General features: G+C 46.8%; 22 protein-coding genes, 1 other RNA gene and 1 pseudogene. 15 read left to right on the plus strand and 9 right to left on the minus strand.

What is annotated here, in order from left to right:
* Positions 1–49: 49 nt before the first annotated feature.
* Positions 50–532, plus strand: a complete 483-nt coding sequence (locus VF685_RS09805; protein ID WP_005178547.1) for an Lrp/AsnC ligand binding domain-containing protein — start codon at positions 50–52, stop codon at positions 530–532.
* 93 nt (positions 533–625) lie between these two features.
* Here VF685_RS09805 and putP read toward each other — a convergent pair.
* Positions 626–2,134, minus strand: a pseudogene (gene putP / locus VF685_RS09810) (sodium/proline symporter PutP).
* A 424-nt stretch (positions 2,135–2,558) separates the two neighbouring features.
* On the opposite strand from putP, the gene aspA reads away from it, so the two are divergent.
* Positions 2,559–4,007, plus strand: coding sequence for an aspartate ammonia-lyase (gene aspA, locus VF685_RS09815; protein WP_286385065.1), 1,449 nt, complete (start codon positions 2,559–2,561; stop codon positions 4,005–4,007).
* Positions 4,008–4,096: 89 nt separating this feature from the next.
* On the opposite strand, the gene VF685_RS09820 is transcribed toward aspA, so the two are convergent.
* Together VF685_RS09820 and VF685_RS09825 are read right to left on the minus strand one after the other, a co-directional pair.
* On the minus strand, positions 4,097–4,801 hold the full coding sequence (locus tag VF685_RS09820; RefSeq protein ID WP_286385066.1) for an SIR2 family NAD-dependent protein deacylase: 705 nt from the start codon (positions 4,799–4,801) through the stop codon (positions 4,097–4,099).
* Positions 4,794–5,753 (minus strand): LysR substrate-binding domain-containing protein, encoded by a 960-nt coding sequence (locus VF685_RS09825; protein WP_005178537.1) that lies wholly within the window; start codon positions 5,751–5,753, stop codon positions 4,794–4,796. Before VF685_RS09825 ends, VF685_RS09820 begins: the two co-directional genes overlap by 8 nt.
* A gap of 247 nt (positions 5,754–6,000) precedes the next feature.
* Here VF685_RS09825 and VF685_RS09830 point away from each other — a divergent pair, with 247 nt between their 5' ends.
* The 3 genes from VF685_RS09830 (at position 6,001) to VF685_RS09840 (ending at position 10,155) form a co-directional block, all read left to right on the plus strand.
* On the plus strand, positions 6,001–7,224 hold the full coding sequence (locus VF685_RS09830) for an acyl-CoA dehydrogenase (RefSeq protein ID WP_016659032.1): 1,224 nt from the start codon (positions 6,001–6,003) through the stop codon (positions 7,222–7,224).
* Positions 7,225–7,454: 230 nt separating this feature from the next.
* Complete coding sequence (locus VF685_RS09835; RefSeq protein ID WP_075174549.1) at positions 7,455–8,876, plus strand: MFS transporter; 1,422 nt, start codon at positions 7,455–7,457, stop codon at positions 8,874–8,876.
* 49 nt (positions 8,877–8,925) lie between these two features.
* A complete protein-coding gene (locus VF685_RS09840; protein ID WP_127800144.1) occupies positions 8,926–10,155 on the plus strand; it encodes a CaiB/BaiF CoA transferase family protein in 1,230 nt (409 codons plus the stop codon).
* Positions 10,156–10,248: 93 nt separating this feature from the next.
* On the opposite strand, the gene VF685_RS09845 is transcribed toward VF685_RS09840, so the two are convergent.
* Both VF685_RS09845 and VF685_RS09850 read right to left on the minus strand, forming a co-directional pair.
* Entirely contained in the window at positions 10,249–11,157 is a 909-nt protein-coding gene (locus VF685_RS09845; protein WP_163170188.1) for an alpha/beta fold hydrolase, read from the minus strand.
* Between the two features lie 21 nt (positions 11,158–11,178).
* Positions 11,179–11,724 (minus strand): PadR family transcriptional regulator, encoded by a 546-nt coding sequence (locus VF685_RS09850; protein WP_104489245.1) that lies wholly within the window; start codon positions 11,722–11,724, stop codon positions 11,179–11,181.
* Positions 11,725–11,858: 134 nt separating this feature from the next.
* Between VF685_RS09850 and VF685_RS09855 the strand changes: the two genes are divergently transcribed.
* The 3 genes from VF685_RS09855 (at position 11,859) to VF685_RS09865 (ending at position 15,758) form a co-directional block, all read left to right on the plus strand.
* Positions 11,859–13,883 carry an NADPH-dependent 2,4-dienoyl-CoA reductase gene (locus tag VF685_RS09855; RefSeq protein ID WP_005178520.1) on the plus strand — a complete coding sequence of 675 codons (2,025 nt, stop codon included), beginning with the start codon at positions 11,859–11,861 and terminating at the stop codon, positions 13,881–13,883.
* A 272-nt stretch (positions 13,884–14,155) separates the two neighbouring features.
* The gene (locus VF685_RS09860) at positions 14,156–14,563 is read left to right on the plus strand and encodes a nuclear transport factor 2 family protein (RefSeq protein WP_286385067.1); all 408 of its coding nucleotides are present in this window, start codon (positions 14,156–14,158) and stop codon (positions 14,561–14,563) included.
* 82 nt (positions 14,564–14,645) lie between these two features.
* Positions 14,646–15,758, plus strand: coding sequence for a YheT family hydrolase (locus VF685_RS09865; protein WP_160241247.1), 1,113 nt, complete (start codon positions 14,646–14,648; stop codon positions 15,756–15,758).
* Positions 15,759–15,841: 83 nt separating this feature from the next.
* Here the strand turns inward: VF685_RS09865 and VF685_RS09870 are convergent, their stop codons facing one another.
* A complete protein-coding gene (locus tag VF685_RS09870; protein ID WP_005178512.1) occupies positions 15,842–16,258 on the minus strand; it encodes a hypothetical protein in 417 nt (138 codons plus the stop codon).
* 225 nt (positions 16,259–16,483) lie between these two features.
* On the opposite strand from VF685_RS09870, the gene VF685_RS09875 reads away from it, so the two are divergent.
* From VF685_RS09875 to rodA, 6 genes are all read left to right on the plus strand, one after another.
* Complete coding sequence (locus VF685_RS09875; RefSeq protein ID WP_005178510.1) at positions 16,484–18,121, plus strand: CTP synthase; 1,638 nt, start codon at positions 16,484–16,486, stop codon at positions 18,119–18,121.
* A gap of 30 nt (positions 18,122–18,151) precedes the next feature.
* Complete coding sequence (kdsA, locus tag VF685_RS09880; RefSeq protein WP_163170187.1) at positions 18,152–19,009, plus strand: 3-deoxy-8-phosphooctulonate synthase; 858 nt, start codon at positions 18,152–18,154, stop codon at positions 19,007–19,009.
* Between the two features lie 44 nt (positions 19,010–19,053).
* The gene (eno, locus tag VF685_RS09885) at positions 19,054–20,343 is read left to right on the plus strand and encodes a phosphopyruvate hydratase (RefSeq protein ID WP_163170186.1); all 1,290 of its coding nucleotides are present in this window, start codon (positions 19,054–19,056) and stop codon (positions 20,341–20,343) included.
* A gap of 7 nt (positions 20,344–20,350) precedes the next feature.
* Positions 20,351–20,752: a septum formation initiator family protein gene (locus VF685_RS09890; RefSeq protein ID WP_075167982.1), complete on the plus strand. Its 402-nt coding sequence runs from the start codon at positions 20,351–20,353 to the stop codon at positions 20,750–20,752.
* Entirely contained in the window at positions 20,712–21,449 is a 738-nt protein-coding gene (ispD, locus tag VF685_RS09895; RefSeq protein WP_127800154.1) for a 2-C-methyl-D-erythritol 4-phosphate cytidylyltransferase, read from the plus strand. The genes VF685_RS09890 and ispD overlap by 41 nt, the downstream gene beginning before the upstream one ends.
* Positions 21,450–21,555: 106 nt before the next feature.
* Entirely contained in the window at positions 21,556–22,692 is a 1,137-nt protein-coding gene (rodA, locus tag VF685_RS09900; protein ID WP_005178500.1) for a rod shape-determining protein RodA, read from the plus strand.
* Between the two features lie 47 nt (positions 22,693–22,739).
* On the opposite strand, the gene VF685_RS09905 is transcribed toward rodA, so the two are convergent.
* On the minus strand, positions 22,740–23,594 hold the full coding sequence (locus VF685_RS09905; RefSeq protein WP_104471099.1) for a YbgF trimerization domain-containing protein: 855 nt from the start codon (positions 23,592–23,594) through the stop codon (positions 22,740–22,742).
* Between the two features lie 291 nt (positions 23,595–23,885).
* Here VF685_RS09905 and ffs point away from each other — a divergent pair.
* Positions 23,886–23,982, plus strand: an RNA gene (gene ffs, locus VF685_RS09910) — signal recognition particle sRNA small type.
* Positions 23,983–24,120: 138 nt separating this feature from the next.
* Here ffs and VF685_RS09915 read toward each other — a convergent pair.
* Entirely contained in the window at positions 24,121–24,732 is a 612-nt protein-coding gene (locus tag VF685_RS09915; RefSeq protein ID WP_168396506.1) for a regulatory protein RecX, read from the minus strand.
* An 89-nt stretch (positions 24,733–24,821) separates the two neighbouring features.
* The gene (gene recA / locus VF685_RS09920) at positions 24,822–25,865 is read right to left on the minus strand and encodes a recombinase RecA (RefSeq protein ID WP_005178495.1); all 1,044 of its coding nucleotides are present in this window, start codon (positions 25,863–25,865) and stop codon (positions 24,822–24,824) included.
* Positions 25,866–25,974 lie beyond the last annotated feature (109 nt).

Genomic DNA, 25,974 nt, shown 5'->3' on the forward strand with positions numbered 1-25,974 from the left:
TCACTATAATTTTTGTTATTTTTAGAGATAAATACGGATTATGAATGGAATGATGAGTCTAGATCGCACTGACATTAAAATTCTGGATATTCTGCAAAAAGATGGCCGGATTTCAAATATTAAACTGGCCGAAGCCGTCAATTTATCGCCAACTGCTGCGCTGGCACGGGTACAGAAACTGAGCAAAGATGGTTTTATTCTGGGCTATGAAGCCAAGCTGAATCCGGAGTTGCTGAATAGCAGCTTTGTGGTATTTGTGGAAATTCTGCTGGATAAAACCACACCGAATGTACTGGAAGAATTTTCAGATGCGATTTTGCAGCATCCGGAAATTGTGGAATGTCACATGATTAGTGGTGGTTTCGATTTTGTAGTCAAAATCCGCTGCGCCAATATGGAAGAATTCCGTAAGATTTCCGGGCAAATTTTATGGCAGTTGCCGGGGGTGAAAGAAACCCGCAGTTATCCGGTGATGGAAGTGATTAAGGAAAGCTCGCAATTGAAACTGAAATATCAGCACAAGGCCAAATAAACCGTCATCTTTGTCTGTATTTTCCGTTAAAACCCAAAAGGAGCCGAAGCTCCTTTTTTTATGGATGATCAATCAATTCGGTAGATTGCTGTGCTAGCTGTTCATTTCCTGCATGGCTTTTTTGTACTCGGCATCTGACTGTTCAAAGCGTTCAATCACCTCTGTACTTGGTGCCCGGTCGAGCAGACTGACTATTACAATACTCAGGCTGGCCAGAATAAAGCCGGGAATAATCTCATAGAGTCCGGTATCGGCCATGACATTTTTCCAGACAATCACGGTCATCGCACCGACTAGCATCCCGGCAATCGCGCCTTTCAGGGTCATGCGTTTCCAGAACAGCGACAGAATAATGAGAGGACCAAAAGCCGCACCAAATCCGGCCCAGGCATAGGCCACCAGCCCCAGGACTTTACTCGATGGATTGCTGGCCAGCCAGATTGCCAGCATTGCAATCAACAGCACCATAAAACGGCCGACCCAGACCAGCTCTTTTTGTGAGGCATTTTTGCGTAAAAAAGCCTTGTATAAATCTTCAGTTAAGGTACTGGAGCAGACCAGTAACTGGCAGCTGAGTGTACTCATGACCGCGGCTAGAATGGCGGCCAGAATAATCCCGGCAATCCACGGATTAAACAGGATTTTGGTCAGCTCCATAAACACGGTTTCCGGGTTCTGATTCACCACAGCCGCCAGTTCTGGAAATTGCTGGAAATAGGCAATGGCAATGAAACCGGCACTCACCGCACCGCCCAGACAGAGAATCATCCAGCTCATACCAATTTTACGCGCCGCCGGAATGGTTTTAACCGAATCGGCCGCCATAAAACGCACTAGAATATGCGGTTATCCAAAATAGCCTAAGCCCCATGCCAAGGAAGATAAAATGGCAATAAAACTTAAACCGGACAGCATTTGTGTGGCATGTGGACGTGCGGTTTCCAGTAACAGACCAATTTGCTGGCCATGATCACCCAATGCCAGATAGGTCATGATGGGGGTAATCAGCAGGGCAAAAATCATCAGCCCGGCCTGGAAGGTATCGGTCCAGCTAATTGCCAGGAAGCCGCCAATACAGACATAGCTGATGGTGGCAATCGCGCCAATCCACAGCGCCGTGGTATAGGACCAGCCAAACAGGCTTTCAAATAAACGCGCACCGGCCACCATGCCGGATGCACAGTAAATCGCGAAAAATACCAGAATCACCAGTGCTGAACTGACGCGCAGGATTTTCTTGCGGTCGCCAAAACGGCTGGTGAAATAATCTGGCAGGGTCAGGGCATTGTTTTGTACTTCGGTATGAACCCGCAAACGCCCGGCGACCAGAAGCCAGTTTAACCATGCACCAATAATCAGGCCGATGGCGATCCAGGCTTCAGATAATCCGGCCAGATAGATTGCACCGGGTAAACCCATCAGCAGCCAGCCGCTCATATCCGATGCGCCGGCAGAAAGCGCAGTCACCACGCTGCCCAGACTGCGGCCCCCAAGAATATAATCCGAGAAATCTGTGGTGGCCTTGTAGGCATACAGCCCGATACCGATCATGGCCACGATATAAAATATAAAGGTAATTAATGTGGGATTCAGTTGACTCATATGCCCATCCTTTGTCTGTAAGCGTTCATCCATCCGAGATGATTTTTTGCGCATTTTTTCAAGGAGCTGATTCAAGCATGGAATTAAAATTACGTTCTGTAACATTTCGACGGGATTTATAGCGGTCTTATGTTGCAGTTTGTAGCTTTAGATACAATTGAAAAAATGGGAGCAATGAGCGGAAAATTATTAAGTCAAAATTTTGAATAAAGCGGTGAATATTTTTATTTTTGCAAATATGGAGAGAATCTGTTAAATCTGGCTTAAAAATGGAGTAAATTTACATTATGTTACATCCCGTACATTCAGAAAGAATGTGTAATTAAATATTTCAAAAAGCGTATCAATCTTGTGTAGTTTCAGGCTGGCACAGGTTTAAGATTTTCTTATGCATAATATTGGTGCGAAATAGTGAGTAAACAGTGTGATTACGGTTCAGACAGAGAAAACAAGAATAGAGCATGATTTGCTAGGTGCTAAAGAAGTGCCGGCAGACAGTTATTATGGTATTCATACCTTGCGTGCCTTGGAGAACTTCCAGATCTCTAATCAGCAGGTCGGTGAAAACCTGCATTTCATTCGTGCTTTGGTGCAGGTGAAAAAGGCATCTGCACAAACCAATTTACAGTTTGAAAAAATCTCCCCGCAGGTGGCTGAGGCGATTCAGTATGCCTGTGACCAGCTGATTGAACAGCCTGCTGCATGGCGTGCGCATTTTCCTTTAGATGTTTATCAGGGCGGTGCCGGAACGTCGATTAACATGAACAGCAATGAGGTGATTGCCAATATCGCCTTAGAACATCTGGGTCTGGAAAAAGGCAGTTATTTTTCCATTCATCCAAATGATCATGTTAATAAGTCGCAATCGACCAATGATGTCTATCCAACAGCCTTGCGTTTAGCGACTTATTACAGTCTGGATGATCTGTTCGTGCAGATGCGTAACCTGATTGACAGTTTCTACAAGAAAGTAGCTGAATTTCAGTATGTATTAAAAATGGGCCGGACCCAGCTGCAAGATGCCGTGCCGATGACCTTGGGGCAGGAGTTCCGTGCCTTTGCCACCTTGTTAAAAGAAGATTTAAAACTGATTGACCGGACCCGTCAGTTGTTACTGGAAATTAACCTCGGCGCTACCGCGATTGGTACGGGTGTAAATACTCCCAAAGGCTATGCCCAGGAAGCGGTGCAGGCTTTAAAAGAGATTAGCGGCTTGCCATTAATTGGCGCAGAAGATTATGTCGAAGCCACCAGCGACTGTGGGGTTTTCATCATTTTATCCAGCACACTGAAACGTCTGGCGGTGAAGTTATCGAAAATCTGTAATGACCTGCGTTTATTAAGTTCTGGCCCGCGTACCGGTCTGGGGGAAATCCGGTTACCGGAGTTGCAGGCCGGTTCTTCGATTATGCCGGCCAAGGTCAATCCGGTCATTCCGGAAGTGGTGAACCAGATTGCTTTTAAAGTGATTGGCAATGACCTGACCGTGACCATGGCGGCCGAAGCCGGGCAGTTGCAGTTAAACGTGATGGAACCGGTGATTGCCGTGTCGATTCATGAATCCATCCAGTTATTGACTCAAGCCATGAAAAGTCTGGATGAAAAATGTATTCAGGGCATTCAGGCCAATGAACAGGCTTGCCATGATGCGGTGATGCGTAGCGTCGGTATTGTCACTTTGCTTGATCCGATTCTAGGTCATGCCAAATGTGATGAAATCGGGAAACTGTGTATTGCTGAAAACAAAACCATTCAGCAGGTGGTACTGGAGCAGGAATTACTGACTCAGGAACAGCTGGATGAAATTTTTGCCCTGCATAGTCTGGTCAGTGAGGTAACACCACCGGAAGCAGTTTTTGCCCAAGTCAGCTAAGACACTGACTGCTTCAGTAAAACAGCAAAGGCTCAAGGTCATATATTGGTTTTGAGCCTTTTGTGTTTGGCCGATGGTTTTGATTCAACTTACAGGGCCGCCAGCAGACGTGGTTTTAACTGTGCCAAACCTTGGGTTGCAGTGGCGGCAATACATTCATATTGCGCCGGTAAACGCTGCTGATTGGCTTTCGGGTCAATATAATAGGCCTGACAGCTGGCCGGAATTTCATGAACCAGACCAGCCACCGGGTAGACTGCCAGACTGCTGCCAATCACAATAAAAATATCGGCATCCTGCACCCATTCAATCGCTTGTGCATAGGCTGGTACCGCCTCACCAAACCAGACCACGTGTGGCCGTAGCGGATAACCCGCATCACAGACATCGCGTTCCAAATCCAGCTCGGCGCCTTCAATCGGGTAAAAGCGGGTAGTGGTTTGTGCATCGGGACCGGAGGTTTTGGCCAGCCGGATATTGCCATGCAAATGTAATACCTGCTGGCTACCGGCACGTTCATGCAGATCATCAATATTCTGGGTAATAACAGCCACATCAAAATACTGTTCCAGTTCGGCAATCAGTTGATGCGCCGCGTTGGGCTGGGCATTCAGAATATTTTTGCGCCGTTCATTATAAAAACGCTGCACCAGCACCGGATTTTTGGCCCAGGCTTCCGGCGTGGCCACATCTTCTACCCGATGCTGTTCCCACAATCCTTCACTATCACGAAAGGTATTGATCCCGCTTTCGGCACTCATTCCGGCGCCGGAGAAAACAATCAGTTTAGGCATAGGCAGATTCCTGTGTGGCGATACTGTGCGTGACTTCCTGTTGCATCCATTCTACAAATTTCTGAATTAAAACTGAATTTTCCTGACTAGAATGCACCAGATAATAGGAGCGCCGGCCGCTGAGCTGCTGATCTGAGGCCAGTACCAGTTCACCGCTGGTTAATTCCTGCTGAATCAGCATTTGCGGGATGAGCGCCATGCCCATGCCATGACTGGCGGCCACAGCCAGCATCGAAAACAGTTCATGACGCTGTCCATCATACGGATGGGCATGCTCAATCTGCTGGGTCTGGAACCATTCCTGCCAGATGGTCGGTCGTGTGGTTTGCTGTAATAAGGGCAGTTGCTGTAATTGTTCAGCAGCCAGGTTATAACCATAGCGATGGCTTTTTTGTGCCGCAGGAAAATGCCGGGCAATCAGCTGCGGTGAGCACACCGGCACCACATCTTCCTTCATTAAAAAATGGGTGTGGATTCCGGGCCAATGATCAATCTGCTGCTGCGTGCCCGCATAAATGGCCGCATCAAAAATATTTTCATTAAATAAAAACGGCTTGGTGCTGGTTTCCAAATGGATGGTAATTTCCGGATAGCGCTGGTTAAAACGATGCAGCTTCGGCACCAGCCAGCGCGTGGCAAAGGTCGGTACCACACCCAGTTTTAAGGTGCCACCTAATCCTTTATGCGACATCACATCGAGCGTGCTTTGCTCCAGCCCCAGTAAATAGGGTTTGATACTTTTATAATAATGCTGTCCTGCAGGCGTCAGTTCGACTCCATGCCGGGTCCGGATAAACAGGCTTAAGCCAAGAAATTCTTCCAGCTGCTGGATTTGCCGGGAAACCGCACTCTGGGTAATAAACAGTTCTTGCGAGGCATGAGTATAACTGCAATGCTTGGCTGCCGACTCAAAGCAGAGCAAGGCCTGTAAAGAGGGAATATTACGCCGCATTTCAGATCATCCTTTATCTGCACAGGTATTTGAAAATAGCATAGATGAAGGCACTATGATCGCCAATTTGTTTATTTTTTATTGTTTCTTCACAGGTTTTAGCGCGATGCGCAGCTCCAGTATGAATATGCTTATTTAAGATATGCGGAGAATGCATATCTGCATTAAAAAATCTCGTTTGAAAATATTATTTTTCACACATAGTATCAACACAAACAACGAGAACATCATTCAGGCAGAGGAAGCTATGAATCAAATGGTAAATTCACATTCAGGCCGTAAAGTACATTTTGACTGGCAAGACCCATTCCTGCTGGAGCAGCAGCTGACTGCAGAAGAGCGCATGATCCGTGATACTGCTGCGGCCTATTGTCAGGACAAGCTGATGCCACGTGTATTAGAACAGTTCCGTCATGAAAAAACCGATCCGACCATTTTCCGTGAAATGGGCGAGCTCGGTTTGCTGGGCCCGACCATTCCTGAGCAATACGGCGGTGCCGGTTTAAATTATGTCAGCTATGGTCTGATTGCCCGTGAAGTTGAGCGTGTTGATTCAGGCTACCGTTCTATGGCCAGTGTACAAAGTTCGCTGGTGATGGTACCGATTAATGAATTTGGCTCGGAAGAACAAAAACAGAAGTATTTACCAAAATTAGCTACGGGTGAATATATTGGCTGCTTTGGTCTGACCGAACCGGATCATGGTTCTGACCCCGGCAGCATGATTACCCGTGCCAAAAAAGTCGATGGCGGTTATCGTTTAACAGGCGCAAAAATGTGGATTACCAACAGCCCAATTGCCGATGTATTTGTGGTCTGGGCCAAAGAAGTTTCACCTGAAGGCAATGTCGGTGACATTCGCGGCTTTATTCTGGAAAAAGGCTGGGAAGGGCTGTCTGCGCCTGCGATTCACGGCAAGGTCGGTTTACGTGCTTCCATCACCGGTGAAATTGTAATGGATAACGTATTTGTCCCAGAAGAAAATGCTTTCCCAGAAGTTCGTGGCTTAAAAGGTCCATTTACCTGCCTGAACAGTGCCCGTTACGGCATTGCCTGGGGTGCGATGGGTGCGGCAGAGTTCTGCTGGCATACCGCACATCAGTACACCATGGACCGTAAACAGTTTGGTCGTCCTTTGGCTGCCAATCAGTTAATCCAGAAAAAACTGGCTGATATGCAAACTGAAATCGCTTTAGGTTTACAGGCCGCATTACGTTTTGGCCGCATGAAAGATGAAGGTATTGCCTCGATTGAAGGTACATCTTTAATCAAGCGTAATAACTGTGGCAAGGCGCTGGATATTGCCCGTTTGGCCCGTGACATGATGGGTGGTAACGGTATTTCGGATGAATTTGGTGTGGCGCGTCATCTGGTGAATCTGGAAGTGGTGAATACCTATGAAGGGACGCATGACGTACATGCCTTAATTCTGGGCCGTGCACAGACCGGAATCGCTGCATTTTGTAATTAATGTCATAGAAAAATAGCCAGGATGTTCAGGATGAACATCCTCAGGATAGTTGTGTCTAAAAAATCTGATTCATAACGTAAATAAAGGATTCATCGGCAGACTCTCGGGTCTTGCTGTGGGCGAGTTTTGGCTGTCATGCGCTACTGAATAAAAAAGAATAAAAAGCAGAAAGGCAGAACCCATAGCAAAAAATACCGGTGACTCATTTGGGAAAATGAGGTAACGACAAGATGAAAAACGATATACACGCTGAAGCCGGAACACTGGGCTTAAAACTGCCATCGAATGTGGGTACCGCCCATCGAATTAATAAAAACACCTGGAAACTGGCCTTTATTTTTGCCTTTGTGTCTTTGGTGATTGATGGCGTAGACATCATGCTGCTGTCTTTTAGCTTAACCAGTTTAAAAGCAGAATTTGGTTTAACCACGTTTCAGGCCGGAATGCTCGGCAGTGCGTCACTGGCCGGCATGGCCTTAGGTGGCATTTCCGGTGGCTGGGCCTGTGACAAATTTGGACGGGTCAAAACCATTGCCTGGTCGGTGGTGTTTTTCTCGATCATGACCTGTATTTTAGGTTTTACCCAAAATTATGAACAGTTCATGATTTTACGTTTTATTGGTGCCTTTGGTTTAGGTTCACTGTATATGGCCTGTAATACCTTAATGGCAGAGTATGTCCCGACCAAATACCGCACCACGGTGCTGGGGACTTTGCAGACCGGTCAGACTGTGGGTTATATCGTGGCGACGCTCATGGCCGGGGCGATTATTCCCGATCATGGCTGGCGTATGCTGTTCTATGTGACTATTATTCCTGCCGGCTTTGCCTTAATCTTCATGCGCTTTGTACCAGAACCAGCTTCTTGGCAGGAAGCCAAAATTGAACAGATTAAACGCCGTGAACTAAAACTTGAGGCACCTCAGCACGTACCGGAAAACCCAGCTGCTGCACCGTCTGAAAGTATCTATAAGCGTATTTTTGGCCATCAGAACCACCGTAAAATGTTCCTGCTCTGGATGACTACTGCGGCCTTTTTACAGTTTGGTTATTATGGCGTAAATAACTGGATGCCGACCTATCTGGAAACCGATTTAAACATGAACTTTAAAGCCCTGACCGGTTATATGGTCGGTGCCTATACCGCCATGATTCTGGGTAAAATTCTGGCCGGTTATGCTGCAGATAAGTTCGGACGCCGGATTACCTTTGTATTTGGTACGGTCAGTACAGCGGCCTTCCTGCCAGTCATCATCTTCTTTAACACGCCGGACAATATTGCCTACTTGCTGGTGACCTTTGGCTTCCTGTACGGGATTCCATACGGTGTCAATGCCACCTATATGGCTGAAACCTTCTCGACCGATGTACGCGGTACAGCCATTGGTGGTGCCTATAACATGGGACGTCTGGGCGCAGCGATTGCACCGGCAACCATCGGGATGATTGCAGCAGGCAGCTCTTTCACCATGGCCTTTATTGTGATGGGTGCCGCCTACTTCATTGCCGGGGTGATTCCAGGACTGCTGATTCGTGAGCGTCAATATGATCCACAGCAAGCCAGTCTGAGTGCGCAAAACACCAACGTGGAAACGGGGCAAACAGCGGCTGCCAGCAATGATGTCAGCGTGAAACCAGCCACAGTTAAATAAAAATAAAAGGATCGCGGGGGAGCATCCCCCGGATCTAGCGGAGGATAAGATGGGTGCATTACAAGGAATTCGGGTACTGGATTTAAGCAGGGTATTGGCGGGTCCATGGTGCGGACAGATTCTGGCGGATTTAGGCGCAGAAGTGATTAAAATTGAACGGCCACAGGTAGGCGATGATACCCGCATGTGGGGACCGCCCTGGATGCCCGATGCACAGGGCAACGCTACCCGTGAATCCGGTTATTTTCAGTGTGCCAACCGCAATAAATATTCGGTCAGTGTCGATATTGCCAGTGAACAGGGCCAACAGCTGATTCGTGAGCTGGTCAAAACGTCCGATGTGATCATCGAAAATTATAAGGCTGGTTCGCTGGCCAGATATGGACTGGATTATGCCAGCCTGAGTGAACTGAATCCGCAATTGGTATATTGCTCGATTACCGGATTTGGTCAGGATGGACCGCGGGCAGCAGAACCGGGTTATGACTTTATTATTCAAGGCATGTCTGGCCTGATGAGCATTACCGGCGAACCGGATCATGAACCGGGTGGTGGTGCACAGAAGGTCGGTGTGGCGGTGGTGGATATTCAGACCGGACTGTATGCCACGGTGGCGATTCAGGCAGCATTATTGGCGCGGCATCATACCGGACGTGGACAATATATTGATCTGTCTTTATTGGATGTTCAGGTGGCAACGCTGGCCAATCAGGGCATGAATTATCTGAGCAGTGGCCAGTCACCGCAGCGCATGGGCAATAAACACCCGAATATTGTGCCGTATCAAACCTTTAAGGCTAAAGATAAGGAATTTATTATTGCCTGTGGTAATGACAAACAGTTCAAGGACCTATGTCTGGCCATTGGTTATCCGGAATTATTGAACAATCCGAAATTCTTACGTAATCAGGACCGGGTCAAATACCGCGATGAGCTGATTCCAGCTCTGGCTGAATTTTTCCTGAGTCAGGATGCAGAGGAATGGGTACGCCGGATTCATGCGGTCAAAGTACCGGTCGGTGTAATTAACTCGATTGAAGATGCCTTGGCTGAGCCGCAAATTCAGCATCGGCAGATGCTGGTCAATTTGCCGCACAGTTTAAATGCGCAATTTAAAATGATTGCATCACCAATCAAGCTGTCAGATACACCGGTCGAATACCGGCAGGCACCACCGCAACTGGGTGAACATACGGCCTATATTCTGTCCCGCTTTAAATCTGCTGAAGAACTGCAGGCTTTAAAACAGCAGGGCATTATTGATGGGAAAATTGCCTAGTGCTTTGCCTTGATTGTTAGTCTTCACTTGCTTTTTGCCGAACCTTACACCGTTCGGCTTTTTTTATTCAGCTATAAATATTGATGTAGATATTTACTGATGCTGCAATAAAAAGCGTTTAAGTTCGCGGGTAAATTTCAGCGGCTCAGTCAGTAGCGGAGTATGCCCTGATTTTTCAAACAACACCTGCTGTGCCTGTGCCACACTTTGGGCAATCAGGGTTTGTCCCTGTACCGGATAGAGCACCGATTGCACCCCGCTAAAAAACACCGTAGGACAGTTCAGCTGGCTTAAGGCTTCACGATAATCTTCGGCATGTTCTAAATAGTTGCGGATATACCAAGTCATATAGTCCAGTCGAGATGAGGGTAACAGCAGATGTTGCAAACGTGGCTGTTGCAGGATTTTACAAAAGATGGCTCGCTGGCGAGGGTTGTTATTTTGCAGCTCAATAAACTGCATCCATAAAGCAAACAGTTGATCTTTGGCCGTATCATTTAAATCGTGAATCCACTGGAGATGTGCGTGTTCCGTAAATAGCGCGGACAGTTCGGATAAGATCTGTTTGAAGCGGCTGTGCTGCTGGCCAAACAGGCCATAGGCCCAGTGTTCATCCACCATGATTTTCGGGGTCTGATCAATATGCAAATAAGCTTTTAACTGCGCTGCCAGCTGTCCATATTGCATACCATGCATGGCAGTGGTCGCACCCATCGAATAGGCAACGATTATAAACTGTTGCAGCTGTAGTTGCTGAATTAAGGATTGCACATCCTGCCAGTGGCTGGAAATGGCATCCAGCTCCGGAATCCGGCACTGTTTCGAACTGCCAAAGCCGCGCCAGTCGGGAATAATAAAACGGAACTGTTTACGTAGCGGCCACAAAAACGGCAGCCATTGCCAGCTGTGCATGCCCAAACCGGACAGCACCAGCACCGGCTGGCCCTGACCAAATTCACGCACAAATAAACCTTCGCCATCGGGCATGACATAATACGGCATGAGATTTCATTCCTTGAAATTTTATTGTTGTTGATCAAAAGCTTTTAGCGCCGGAATCACCGCTTCCAGCCAGCGAATCCAGCCGATTTCCTGCTCGATACCCAGCTGTAAAATCATTTTATGAATATATAAGGTACGATTTTCGTCGGTCTGCTGGGCAAAGTCTTTGGCATAAATCGCCTGATACAGCTGCAATTTTTCCTGATGCAACTGTAAATGCCGCTCTAGCTCGGGCAAAACCTCATTACCACCGAGTTGTGCTTCGGCCCGTAAACGCACCATCAGTTCTTCACGGAGCTGCGCCGGAGGACTTTGCTTGACCATCCAGTCGGCCAGTTCGACCCGACCTGCGGCTTCGACCTGATAGGTTTTTTTACGGCCTTGGGCATCTTCTTCAGCCAAAGTAGAAATCCAGCCTTTGCTGAGCATGCTGTTTAATTCACGATAAATCTGCTGATGGGTGGCATTCCAGAAAAAGCCCATCGAGCGATCAAAGCGCCGGGCTAGTTCAATGCCCGTACTGGGTTTTTCAATCAGGCTGGTGAGTAACACATGGGCTAAAGACATAGATGAGATCATGCAAGTATGAATCTAAAATATTATGCAACATGTTGCATAAAAGTCAAAATTCGCATATAAATTTATGCAACAAGTTGCATTAACATAAAAATAGCCCGCTTTGGGCCACCCAAGGAGAGAATATGTCGAATTATCCGCATCTGTTAGCCCCGCTTGATTTAGGCTTTACCACCTTAAAAAACCGCGTACTTATGGGTTCTATGCACGTGGGGCTTGAAGAAGCACCCAATGGTTATGCACGGATGGCAGCATTCTACGCAGAGCGCGCCAAAGGTGGCGTAGGCCTGATTGTGACCGGCGGGATTTCTCCAAATGATGCTGGATTAACCTTTGCAGGCGGCAATAAACTCGACACCCTGGCCGAAGCTGAAAAACATAAAGTGGTCACCCAAGCCGTGCATGAAGCGGGTGGTAAAATTGCCTTGCAGATTTTGCATACTGGACGTTATTCCTATCAGCCGGATATTGTGGCGCCATCCGCGATTCAGGCGCCTATTAACCCGTCTAAACCGCATGCACTCACCTCGGCCGAAGTACAGCAGACCATTGCCGATTTTGCCAACTGTGCCAAGCTGGCCAAATATGCCGGTTATGACGGTGTTGAAATTATGGGTTCGGAAGGCTACTTGATTAACGAGTTTATTGCCAAGCGCACCAATCATCGTGATGATGAATGGGGCGGCAGCTATGAAAACCGGATTCGCTTTCCGATTGAAATCGTGAAACGTACCCGTGCTGAAGTGGGTGAAAACTTTATTATTATCTATCGTCTGTCAATGCTGGATCTGGTCGAAGGCGGATCAAGTTTTGAAGAAGTGGTGCAGCTGGCCAAAGAAATTGAAAAAGCGGGTGCGACCATTATTAATACCGGTATTGGCTGGCATGAAGCACGTATTCCGACCATTGCCACCAAAGTGCCGCGTGCGGCTTTTAGCTGGGTCACAGAAAAGCTCAAAAGTGAAGTCAAAATTCCTTTAATCACCTCCAACCGGATTAACACCCCGGAAATGGCAGAGCATGTACTGGCGACTGGCCAGGCCGATATGGTGTCGATGGCGCGTCCATTTTTGGCAGATGCCGATTTTGTGGTGAAAGCCGAGCAGGGCCGTAGCGATGAAATTAATACCTGTATTGCCTGTAACCAGGCCTGTCTGGACCATATTTTCTCCATGAAAATTGCTTCCTGTCTGGTCAATCCGCGTGCCTGTCATGAAACCGAACTGATCTTTAAAGAAGCCAGCCAGCCGAAAAACATTGCGGTGATTGGAGCGGGTCCAGCCGGTTTAAGCTTTGCAATTTATGCGGCAGACCGTGGTCATGAAGTGACGATTTTTGAAGCCTCTAACCAGATTGGCGGGCAGTTTAATATTGCCAAGACCATTCCGGGCAAAGAAGAGTTTTATGAAACCTTGCGTTATTTCAAACGTCAAATTGAGTTGCAGCCACGCATTCAGCTAAAACTGAACCATACGGCCAGCTTTGATGAGCTGAGCAAAAGCAGTTTTGACGAAATTGTGGTGGCAACCGGGGTGACTCCACGTCAGCTGGAGATTGAAGGAATTGATCATCCTAAAGTTCTGAGCTATCTGGATGTGCTGAAAGAGCGTCGACCGGTGGCGAAACGGGTTGCGATTATTGGTGCTGGTGGAATTGGTTTTGATACCGCAGAATACTTAAGTCATGCTGGTGAAAGTGGCAGTCTGAATCCGGAAAAATTCTATGATGAATGGGGGATTGATACCGAATATGAGCATGTCGGTGGCCTGAAACCGGCACAGGTAGAAGCCTCCAATCATGAAATCTATTTATTGCAGCGTAAAGCATCTTCGGTGGGAGCAGGCCTGGGCAAAACCACCGGCTGGATTCATCGTACCGGCTTAAAAAACCGCGATGTTAAAATGATGGCAGGCGTAAGCTATCAGAAAATTGATGATCAGGGCCTGCATATTACGGTCAATGACCAGCCGATGCTGCTGGAAGTTGAAAACGTGGTGATCTGTGCCGGACAGGAATCATATACCGCCATGTACGATCAGCTGCAAGCTGCGGGTAAAAATGTGCATCTAATTGGCGGTGCCAAGGAAGCCGGTGAGCTAGATGCCAAACGCGCAATCCGTCAGGGTGCAGAGTTGGCGGCGAAAATTTAATCTAATTCCTTCTCCCTCTCCCTATGGAAGAGCGCTGGGGAGAGGCTGAATAACCGCCTCTGCCCTGTGCAGCAGGGTTGCTCGTCTTTTGGAAGCCGAGGGAATTCGCTGAATAGAATCAACTCCTTCCTTTGAAAAAGGGGGGCGGGATTTTTGTAGAAAAATTCCCCTAAATCCCCCTTTCTTGCACTTCGTTTTAAAGCAATGCTTTAAAACTTTCTCAGGGGGATTTTATATAGCAATGAAATATCAAAACAAAAAAGGACCCCAAAATGACTTTACACACTACCAAAACTGCCATTGCCCGTTGGCACCAGATGCTTGAACAGCGTGATATGGCCATCCTGAATGAACTGCTGGCCGATGAGGTGGTGTTTCGTTCTCCGGTGGCCTATCAGCCTTATGCCGGCAAGCAGGTGGTGTTTTTTATTCTGACCAATGTAATTCAGGTCTTTGAGAACTTTAGCTATCACCGTGAATTTTATGCTGCAGACGGTAACAATGTTGTGCTTGAGTTTTCTGCCCAGGTGGGAGATAAAAAACTCAAGGGTATTGATATGATCCGCTTCAATGAGCAAGGTCAGATTATTGATTTTGAAGTGATGATTCGTCCTAAAAGCGGCCTCGAAGCTTTGGCTGCCGAGATGGGACAACGGATGGCACAATTTATGCCCACCTGATCTAAGCCCTGAACTCAACTGACTTCATAACATGAGAGAACTAGCATGATATAAGCCAAACCATAAAAGGGGGGAACAAAACATGAAATTTGTGATCCAGAAAATGGCCCAGCTCACCCAGCGCTTGATTGATGAATGGACCGGCGCCGCAGAACCGACCTTATATTTTAATCCCGAAGGTCAAATCCGGCGCTGTATAGATGTTTTACCGCAACTGAAACAGAAATACCGGCCAACCCCGTGGCTGTCCAATACCCATGCGCATCTGCTTTATTTTGACTTAATCAAGAAAAAAACCATCCGTCTGCATTACGATGCCATTGAACAGCTGAACATGTCCGATGGTGGCGTAACGGCTATTGCCTGGTACGGTCTGCATCTGCCACCACGCACCCCAACCATTATTGTAATGCACACCATTGTCGGAACTGCCGAGAGCATGAGCGAGCTGGTGCGGGATTTACATCAGCAGACCGGCTGGCGTATTGCCTTATGTTTACGCCGTGGTCATGCCAACTTGCCTATGCCGGTTCCAAAAATCTGCCTGTTTGGTTCCACCGAAGATTTACGGGAACAGATCCAGTTTATTCAGCAAAAATTCCCGGTTTCTGCCCTATATGGGGTAGGTTCATCGGCCGGTACCGGTTTGCTGGTGCGTTATTTAGGTGAAGAAGGCGACAAAACGCCGCTAAAAGCTGCTTTTGCACTGTGCCCGGGGTATGACACCGAAATTGGCTTTAACCATGTTCATCCGTTTTATAGTAAGGTCATGACCAAAAAGGTGATTCAGGCCTTTATTGATCCTTATCGGAGTAGCTGGCAGAAAACCAAATCGCTGGCCAAAGTCATTACCGCGCAAAACCTGGCCGAATTTGAACAGGCCTATTTTGAGATGGCCGGCTATCATGATTATGAAAGTTATAGCAAAGCCATTAACCCGATTTATGTGTTCCAGAATGTCAAAATTCCCCTGATGATTTTAAACGCCGAAGATGATCCGGTTTGTCATATTAAAAATCTGGAACCGTATAAAGAAAGTATTCAGAAAATGCCGAATATTATGGTGGTGACCACCAAAAAGGGCAGTCATTGCGGTTTTTATGAAGGTTTAGGTGCGCCACAGTCCTGGGCCACACGTTTAATGGCTGATTATTTAAAGAACCAGCATCAACAGGGTGAACGTTCTTATTCCTGAATGGAACAGCTTCATAAAAAGGCCAATAAAAAACCCAGTACATGGACTGGGTTTTTTTATGCAACAGTGCTTGAAGGCTGAAATCAGTTTTCAAGCGCTGGGGTTGCTGCGGCAATAGCTGCGGCAACAGCGTCATCTTGTGACTGGCTGTCCGGGTCCGGGTTGGCTGGACGGGCTTCTACCGGTTTGTCTTCAGCAGGAGCGGCCTGAGCTGGCTGAGGGGCTGGCGCAGGTTCACGCGGCGTCACTTCACGACGAATTTCGGTTGTGGTGTTTTCAGTTTCAGTACGTTCAACTTCGTATTCCACTGGCGCTTCAGTTTCAGACACTTCTGGCGTTTCTGCTTCAAGTGGCTCGAACTGGGCTGGCTCAGTGATCTGCTCAGTTTGCTGAACCTCAACTTCAACCTGTTCTTCTTCCTGAGGTGCTTCTTTTTTAACACAGGCACTCAGGAATAAACTGGTTGCAATTGCACCACAAATCAAAAATTTTTTGTTCATAATCTAAAAAAGGAGGGTTCAACGAGATGCGCGTATTATAACAGCAAAAAATCAGATGAAAATCCTATGAATAAAATCTAATTTTTTATCGGAAATGCTGATAGAATAGCCAATTGTTTATTGTTCTATGAATTGATGCGGAATGACTTTGCTTTATAGGTGCAGAGTAAAGTAAAATTGCGCAACATTGCAGGCCAGTTTAGGCTCGATTGTACGAGAAACCCAATGACCCATTTTATTTTCGTGACTGGTGGTGTTGTTTCATCACTAGGTAAAGGTATTTCAGCTGCTTCAGTTGCTGCACTTTTAGAAGCCCGTGGTTTGAAAGTAACCATGGTCAAAATGGATCCATACATCAATGTCGATCCAGGGACGATGAGTCCTTTCCAACATGGTGAAGTTTTTGTCACAGAGGATGGTGCTGAAACTGACTTAGACTTGGGTTATTACGAACGTTTCTTGCGTCGTGCGAAGATGACGAAGTTAAACAACTTCACATCAGGTCGCGTGTACCAAGACGTCTTAAATAAAGAGCGTCGTGGTGATTATCTGGGCGGCACCGTTCAGGTGATTCCACACATCACAGATAATATTAAAGAGCGTGTCCTTCGCGCAGGTGAAGGTTATGACGTTGCCATTGTTGAGATTGGCGGCACGGTCGGTGACATTGAATCTCTCCCATTCATGGAATCGGTCCGTCAGCTCATGGTTGAGCTCGGTCATAAACGTACCATGCTGATGCATTTAACCCTGTTGCCATACATCAAGTCTGCAGCAGAGTTAAAAACCAAGCCAACCCAGCACTCGGTTAAAGAATTACTGTCAATCGGTATTCAGCCAGATATCTTAATCTGCCGTACTGAGCACGATGTAGACGCAGATACTACCCGCAAAATTGCACTGTTCACCAACGTTGAAGCGCGTGCAGTGGTGGTGTGTAAAGATGCCAAAACCATTTATCAAATTCCACGTACCTTCTATGAGCAGGATGTTGATGATCTGATCTGTGAACGTTTTGGTTTTGATGTGCCAGAAGCAGACCTGTCTGACTGGGATAACGTGGTTGAAGCCTTACTGAATCCGGAATACACCGTACGTGTAGCGATGGTCGGTAAATACGTTGAACTGCCAGATGCCTATAAATCGGTGAACGAAGCATTATTGCATGCCGGTATTCAAAACCGTGTCAAAGTACAGATTGACTATGTCAATGCAGAAGACCTTGAAAGCCAGGACGTTGCAGCCGTACTGAAAGATGCTGACGCAATTCTGGTCCCTGGCGGCTTTGGTGAGCGCGGTACTGAAGGTAAAATGGCGGCCATCCGTTATGCACGTGAAAACGGTGTTCCATTCCTGGGCATCTGTTTAGGTATGCAGCTTGCCGTAATCGAATACGCACGTAACGTTGCCGGTATTGCAGATGCGACTTCAACTGAATTTAACCGCTCAACCAAATCTCCATTAATTGGTCTGATTACCGAATGGTTAGATGAGCGTGGTGAAGTACAGCAGCGTTCAGTTGATTCTGACCTCGGCGGTACCATGCGTTTAGGTGCACAAAAATCAGAACTGGTTGAAGGCACCAAAACCTGTGAAGTGTACGGTTCAGCAGAAATTATTGAACGTCACCGCCACCGCTATGAAATGAATAACCGTTATATTCCTGTTCTTGAAGAAAAAGGCATGAAAATCTCAGGTTATTCACCAGTACAGCACTTGGTGGAAACAGTTGAAATCCCTCAACATCCTTGGTTTATTGCAGTACAATTCCACCCAGAATTTACCAGCTCGCCACGTGATGGACATCCGCTGTTTGCAAGCTTTATTGATGCTGCCAAAAAGCAGTACCAAAACAAGCACTAAGCGGTAAAAGGAATAAACCAGGAAGTTTAAATGTCACAATTAAAAGCACAAGAAGTTGTACGTTTAGGCGATATACAAATGGCAAACCACTTGCCATTTGTACTATTCGGCGGCATGAACGTACTTGAGTCCAAAGATTTGGCCTTTGAAATTGCAGAAACCTATATTGATATCTGCACACGTTTGAATATTCCTTACGTTTTTAAGGCCAGCTTTGATAAAGCCAACCGTTCAAGCCTGAACTCGTTCCGTGGCCCAGGCCTGGAAAAAGGGATTGAGTGGCTGGCAGACATCAAAAAACACTTCAATGTTCCGATTATCACCGACGTGCATGAGCCGTATCAGGCTGCGCCGGTGGCTGAAGTTGCTGACATTATTCAGCTTCCTGCCTTTTTAAGCCGTCAGACCGATTTAGTTGAAGCTATGGCCAAAACACAGGCCATCATCAACATTAAAAAAGCCCAATTCCTTGCGCCGCATGAAATGCGTCATATCCTGCATAAATGTCTGGAAGCTGGTAATGACAAGCTGATTCTTTGTGAACGGGGCTCAGCCTTTGGTTACAACAATCTGGTGGTCGATATGCTGGGCTTTGACATCATGAAAGAAATGAATGTGCCGGTCTTCTTCGATGTGACCCATGCGCTGCAAACGCCGGGTGGTCGTGTCGATTCAGCAGGTGGTCGCCGTGCGCAAATCACCACACTGGCGCGTGCCGGTATGGCGACCGGGCTTGCAGGTTTATTCCTGGAAGCGCATCCAGATCCGGATGTGGCCAAATGTGATGGCCCGTGTGCGCTGCGTCTGTCACAGCTAGAGCCATTCTTGGCGCAATTAAAAGAATTGGATACTTTAGTTAAAGGATTCAAAAAGTTAGATACTCATTGATGCCCGCAACAGCATCTATTATTCAATCAACTGAGGAATTGTTCATGAGCCAAATCGTTGACATTCGTGCACGTGAAATTTTGGACTCTCGTGGTAACCCAACCATCGAAGCAGACGTAATCTTAGCATCTGGCGTAGTTGGCCGTGCATGTGCACCATCTGGTGCTTCAACTGGTTCTCGTGAAGCTTTAGAACTTCGTGATGGCGATAAAGCACGTTACTTAGGTAAAGGCGTGAAAACTGCCGTAAACAACGTTAACACGCTAATCCGTGATGCGCTGGTGGGTAAATCAGTATTTGAGCAAAAAGACATCGACAATACGATGATTGCTTTAGACGGTACTGAAAACAAAGAAAAATTAGGTGCAAACGCAACGCTAGCCGTATCTTTGGCTGCTGCACGCGCTGCTGCTGATGAAAAGAAAATTCCTCTTTTCCAATACATCGCAGATTTACGTGGTCAAACCATTTTGACTATGCCTGTGCCAATGATGAACATCCTGAACGGTGGTGCGCACGCAGACAACACTGTTGACATCCAAGAGTTCATGATTGAGCCAGTGGGCTTCACTTCATTCGCTGAAGCATTACGTTCAGGCGCTGAAGTATTCCACGCGTTAAAATCAGTATTAAAGAAAAAAGGTTTGAACACAGCTGTAGGTGATGAAGGTGGTTTCGCGCCGAACTTACGTTCAAACGAAGAAGCAATTACCGTAATTCTTGAAGCAATTGAACAGACTGGCTACAAGGCAGGTTCTGACATGATGCTTGCGCTTGACTGTGCATCTTCTGAATTCTACAAGAACGGTCAATACATACTGGAAGGCGAAGGCAACAAAGCATTCACCAGCAACCAGTTTGCTGACTATTTAGCTGGCTTGGTAAACCAATATCCAATTATCTCAATTGAAGATGGTTTAGATGAATCTGACTGGGAAGGCTGGTCTTACCTGACGTCAATTCTTGGCGACAAGATCCAGTTGGTCGGTGATGACCTGTTCGTGACTAACCCTAAAATCCTGCAACGCGGTATCAACGAAAAAGTGGGTAACTCGATTCTGATTAAATACAACCAGATTGGTACCTTGACTGAAACTTTAGATGCCATCTACCTTGCAAAAGCCAATGGTTACTCGACTGTTATTTCTCACCGTTCAGGTGAAACTGAAGACTCGACCATTGCCGATCTTGCAGTAGGTACAGCAGCAGGTCAAATCAAGACTGGTTCTCTATGCCGTTCTGACCGTGTAGCGAAATATAACCAATTACTTCGTATTGAAGAATTGACGAATGCTGCATATCGCGGTAAAGCTGAGTTTAAAGGTTTAAACTAAGTGACAGATGTCAATGTTAAGTGTATTCGACTCGAAATCGAGTAAAGTACTGTTGGGCCTTGCGATCGTTCTGATCGCAGGGTTTCAATATTTATACTGGTTTGGTGAAGGTGGTTATCGTGAACATCAGGAACTGACCCAGAAAATACAACAACAAACCGAACTCAATAATGAATTAAAAGAACGTAACCGGGTTTTGGCCGCGGAAGTTTATGATTTAAAAAATGGTGTAGAAGCCATCGAAGAACATGCCCGTCTTGATCTGGGCTTAATTAAACCACATGAAACTTTTGTACAGATGAGTACCATCAGTACCCAATATAAGCCGATTTATATCAATCCGAATGCCCAGGTAGATTTACGTACCAATGAAGCACCACAGCCAGCTGCAACAACCCCTACACCATAAACTTTGGGCCGTTATTCCGGCAGCAGGCTCGGGCAGTCGCTTTTCCAAATCCGAACTCAAGCAATATCAGATGATCCAGGACCACACGGTGCTGGAGCATACGGTAGCGCGTTTAAATCAGTTGCCGCTGGCAGGTTATGTGCTGGCCATTGGTGCGCAGGATGATGTGGCCCAGCGTTTGCCGTTTGCACATCAGGATAAAGCTCATTTTTGTCTGGGTGGCGCAGAGCGGGTCAACTCGGTACTGAATGCCTTGCAGTATTTATCTGCTATTGCATCGGATGAAGACTGGGTGCTGGTGCATGATGCCGCGCGTCCCTGTGTGGCGGTTGAAAACTTATATGCGCTGGTGAATCAGGCGGTACACAGCAACCTGAGTGCCATTCTGGCCATTCCGGTCCGTGACACCCTCAAGCGCGTAGAGACGCAGCAGCAGATTCAGACCACAGTAGACCGTGCCCAGCTGTGGCAGGCGCAAACCCCGCAAATGGCGCGCTTAGGTGAGCTAAAACGCGCGATTGAACAGGCATTGGCGCAAGAGGTGAATATTACCGATGAAGCCAGTGCGCTGGAGCATGGTGGCTATCCGGTACAGGTGGTACAGGGACGCTCCGACAATATTAAAATTACCTATCCCGATGATCTGGAGCTGGCGCGTTTAATTCTGCAAGCCCAGCACGCCGGAAGCACTGCATAAAAAATCTTTGCTGAAATCATGAGTCGAGTGTGTATTTCCGATTCACTCTGCGCATGGTTCATCCTATAATTGCCGATGATTTGTTATCTGGATTGAATGGGGCGCAATGATACCTTCTCAGCAGTATCGTTTTTTACGTCACTCTTTACGTGATGGAAGAAGCATTAAAAGCGATACCTCTCGCTGGACCAAACTACACCTCGATCCCTGGCTATTATGCTTCCTGATCCTGAATGCAATTTTAGGGCTGATGGTGGTGTATAGTGCCACCGCACAGGATATGGGAATGGTGATGCGTCAGGGCATCAGCTTTGGTATCGGCTTTATTGCCATGTTTATCTGTGCGCAGATTCCGCCCAAGGTCTATCAGGCCGCCAGTCCCTATTTTTATGCCCTGGCCGTGCTCATGCTGGTACTGGTGCTGCTGATTGGTGAAACCCGCATGGGGGCCAAACGCTGGATCAGTCTGCCCGGTATTGGCAGTATGCAGCCCAGTGAATTCATGAAATTTACCATGCCACTGATGATGGCCTGGTATTTTGCTCGTAAACCGTTTCCACCCAAATTCCTGCAAATCGTCGGTGCGCTGGTGCTGCTCGGCATTCCTTTTGTGCTGGTGGCGCTACAGCCGGACTTGAACATTGGCCTGATTATTCCGGGCATTTTTGTATTGTTTCTGAGCGGCATGTCCTGGCGTTTAATTGGCGGGGCATTTGCGGCGATGGCCATTGTTGCACCGCTGGCCTGGATGTTTTTATTACAGGAATATCAAAAGAAACGGATTTTAACCCTGTTTGATCCGGAATCTGATGCACTCGGCGCTGGCTGGAATATTATTCAATCTAAAATTGCCATTGGTTCGGGTGGTCTGACCGGTAAGGGCTATCTGGAAGGCACTCAGTCGCATTTGGGTTATTTGCCGGAGCATCATACTGACTTTATTATGTCGACCTATGCTGAAGAATTTGGCTTCTTTGGCGTATTTTTACTGTTCGCGCTGTTTGCTGCAATTATTATCCGCTGCCTGATTATCAGCCTGAGCTGTTTTCATAATTTCGGTCGCCTATATGCCGGTGCAGTTGGCTTGACCTTCTTCTTCTTTGTGTTTTTAAACTCCGGTATGGTCAGCGGGATTTTACCGGTAACCGGCGATCCATTACCGTTAATGAGTTATGGCGGTACGGCTGTGGTCAGTCTGCTGGCCGGGATGGGCATTGTTATGTCAGTACATACCCATCGTTAAACACGATCCTGCTGTTATAAAAAAAAGCCTCATCTGAGGCTTTTGGGTTATGAGCTTTTCACAAAGCTGGCTTCCTGGGAAGACGGGTATTTGGTCAGCAGGGTGCTACGATACTGCGCGGCTAGTGCATCATTCTTGTCGACATTTTTGGCAATGCTATACAGACGATACACCGCATTAGAGGCTTTAGACGAATTTGGATATTTGCTGGCAACAATTTCAAAATTCTTTTTGGCTTCGTTGTAGTTGGTTGGTTCAATTGCCAGATTAAACTCGGCCAGCCAGAAATAGGCATTGCTAATATACACGCTATTCGGATGGTTTTTAATAAAGTTTTGCATCGGGGCAATGGCTTTTTTTGCACCGCCTTGTTTATAGGCATCCAAAGCGATGGTATAGGCCGCTTTTTCCAGTTCTTCCGTCGAGCTTTGTGTGCTAACCACGGTGGTCGCTGCTGGCGCTGGGGCAGCGGTATTATTTACGGGGTTACTGGCGGGTTGGCTGCTGCTGGCTGTACTGGGAGAACTATCCTGTTGATTATCCTCCTCTACAGCAGGTGCCGCTTCCGGATCAATTTTCTGGTTCAGCAGTTCAAGACGCTGGTCTAAATCGGTATAACGGTTGGTCAGTTCATGCTTGAGCTGGGCAATCTCGTTTTCCTGTTCTTCCATTTTGCCACGCAGGGTGCGAATATCATTTTCAAGCTGCTGGTTTTTTTGCATTAATTGCCAGTTCAGGTTGGTGGTGACCGGAGCGCCGCTATTGGAGGCGCCAATGGCCGTCGGGGTGCTGGTACTACCGCTGTTCTGGCTTAAGCCGCGTGATTCAATGGGAATATTGGCCAGTGCTGGCGCAGAGCAGAGCAGGGTGAGTGCACAGAGCGTATGCTTTTTTAGCATCATTTTCATATCCATCTTTTATCTTTACTGGGAATGAGCGGGCAGGAAAGAGCTCATTCCAAATCATCATCATGTGCACATTAAAAACGGCCCGAACCCGAATTGCAATAAGCTTTTACAAAGTTGTCATGAATTAGGCATCTGTCAAAATTCTCGGAATTCTGTTGCAAAATAACCAATTAAATACAAACTGTTTTTTTAATAATCAAATAGATGGCTGATTTATATAAAAGCGCAATCAGGACTTGCAAGTTCAATAAAATTGTCTATACTCTGTTTCTGCAATGGTAGCCCTGCCGGTTACTTCGCAATTTCACCCTGTGAACCCCGCCAGGACCGGAAGGTAGCAACGGTAGCAGACGTGGGATGTGCCGAAGCTTTGCTGGTAGGGTTGCCACCATTTTTATAATTCTTAGAATATCGCTTTTTTATTTTTAATTTCCTTTCGATTTAATCTCTATATTATTTTCTTATATTTGTCGATGTTTCATCCTAGTTAGATGCTTATCTACATCTCTAGATTCAGTTTTTAATCTTCTGCTTTACGGTTAATCGCCTTCATAATCGCATCCATTTCAAAACCACGATACATTAAAAAGCGGATCTGTCTGGCTTTCAGTTTCGGGTCTTTCGTGACATCAGGACCAAACTTTTTAACTTTTAATTCGTAGGCTTGCTGCACCCAGTCGGTTTCTTTCAGTTCTTCTGAAATTAAAGCGGTATCAATTTTTTTGCTTTTCAGCTTCATTTTAATCTGATTGGGGCCTTTGCCTTTGCGCTTTTGGCTGGACAGCAGGGTTTCGGCCACACGCTGGTCACTCTGGTAATTCTCGCGTGACAGTTCATCGACCAAAACGACCACTTCTTCACGGTTTTCTGCATACAGCGCCAGTTTCTCAATCAGTTCGGCTTTGGAATATTCTTTGCGGGTCAGGACTGCGAAGGCATAAGAGCGCAAACGCGAGCCGCTTAAACCGGGTTTGTGCTCCTGACTGTTATTATGATCGAATAAGCGTTCTTCAGGATCAAATTCAGGCGGAGCAGCTGCAGATACAGGTGGTGCTGGCTGATCTTCTGCATCGCCAAATTGCTGCTTTAAGGTTTCATAGTCCAACAGTTTAGTGAATTTTGCATCTGACATAAGTATCTCGCAGAAAAGGGCCATCAGCATAATAACAAAACGCCCCGTAGGGCGTATTGTGTAATGTCTAAAGTCTCAACAGTTGAGTCTTACAGATCTAATGAAAAGTCAGGTTCCTCTTCGTCTTTTTCTTCAACCACGTTGCCTGTGGTTAATAGCTGTTCACGAATCAGTTTTTCAATGGTCTGTGCCAGTTCAGGATGTTCTTCCAGATGGCGAATGGTATTGTTTTTACCTTGGCCAATCTTTTCACCTTGATATGAATACCAAGCACCAGCTTTTTGCACAATCTCTTGCTGCACAGCCAGGTCGACCAGTTCACCTAAATGGTTCACACCTTTGCCGTACAGAATCTGGAACAGCGCTTCACGGAACGGAGGTGCCATCTTGTTCTTCACCACTTTTACTTTGGTTTCAGAACCGACAATTTCGTCACCTTCTTTAACCTGACCAACACGGCGAATATCTAAACGTACTGAGGCATAGAATTTCAGTGCGTTACCACCAGTGGTGGTTTCCGGGCTACCAAACATCACACCAATCTTCATACGGATCTGGTTAATGAAGATCACCATACAGTTAGAACGTTTGGCATTACCAGTAATTTTACGTAGCGCCTGGCTCATCAGACGAGCCTGCAAGCCCATATGTGAATCACCCATTTCGCCTTCAATTTCGGCACGTGGGGTCAGGGCTGCAACAGAGTCGACAACGATCAGGTCAATTGCGCCTGAACGTACCAGCATGTCGGCAATTTCCAGCGCCTGTTCACCGTTGTCCGGTTGCGAGACCAGCAGGTTGTCAATATCTACACCCAGTTTGCGCGCATATTGAGGATCAAGAGCATGTTCGGCATCAATAAAGGCACAGGTGCCGCCGGCTTTTTGACATTCCGCAATGGCTTGCAGGGTCATTGTGGTTTTACCTGAAGATTCAGGGCCATAAATTTCAATAATACGGCCTTTTGGTAAACCACCAATACCGAGCGCGATATCCAGCGTTAATGAACCGGTAGATACTGCTTCTACAGCTTGTACGGTATTGTCACCAAGACGCATTACTGTGTTTTTACCAAACTGTTTTTCAATCTGGCTTAGGGCAGCATTTAGCGCCTTGCTTTTATTCTCATCCATCTTACAACCTCAATACGATGTCACCAAACAATATACTCAAGTGGATGTATGTACTTCAAACTCTTTCCACCCGAGTATAGTGACAGAATTTATGTTTCTCTTCTATGAA

The organism is Acinetobacter sp. Brlt_5 (assembly GCF_051949055.1).
GTDB classification, from domain to species: domain Bacteria; phylum Pseudomonadota; class Gammaproteobacteria; order Pseudomonadales; family Moraxellaceae; genus Acinetobacter; species Acinetobacter indicus.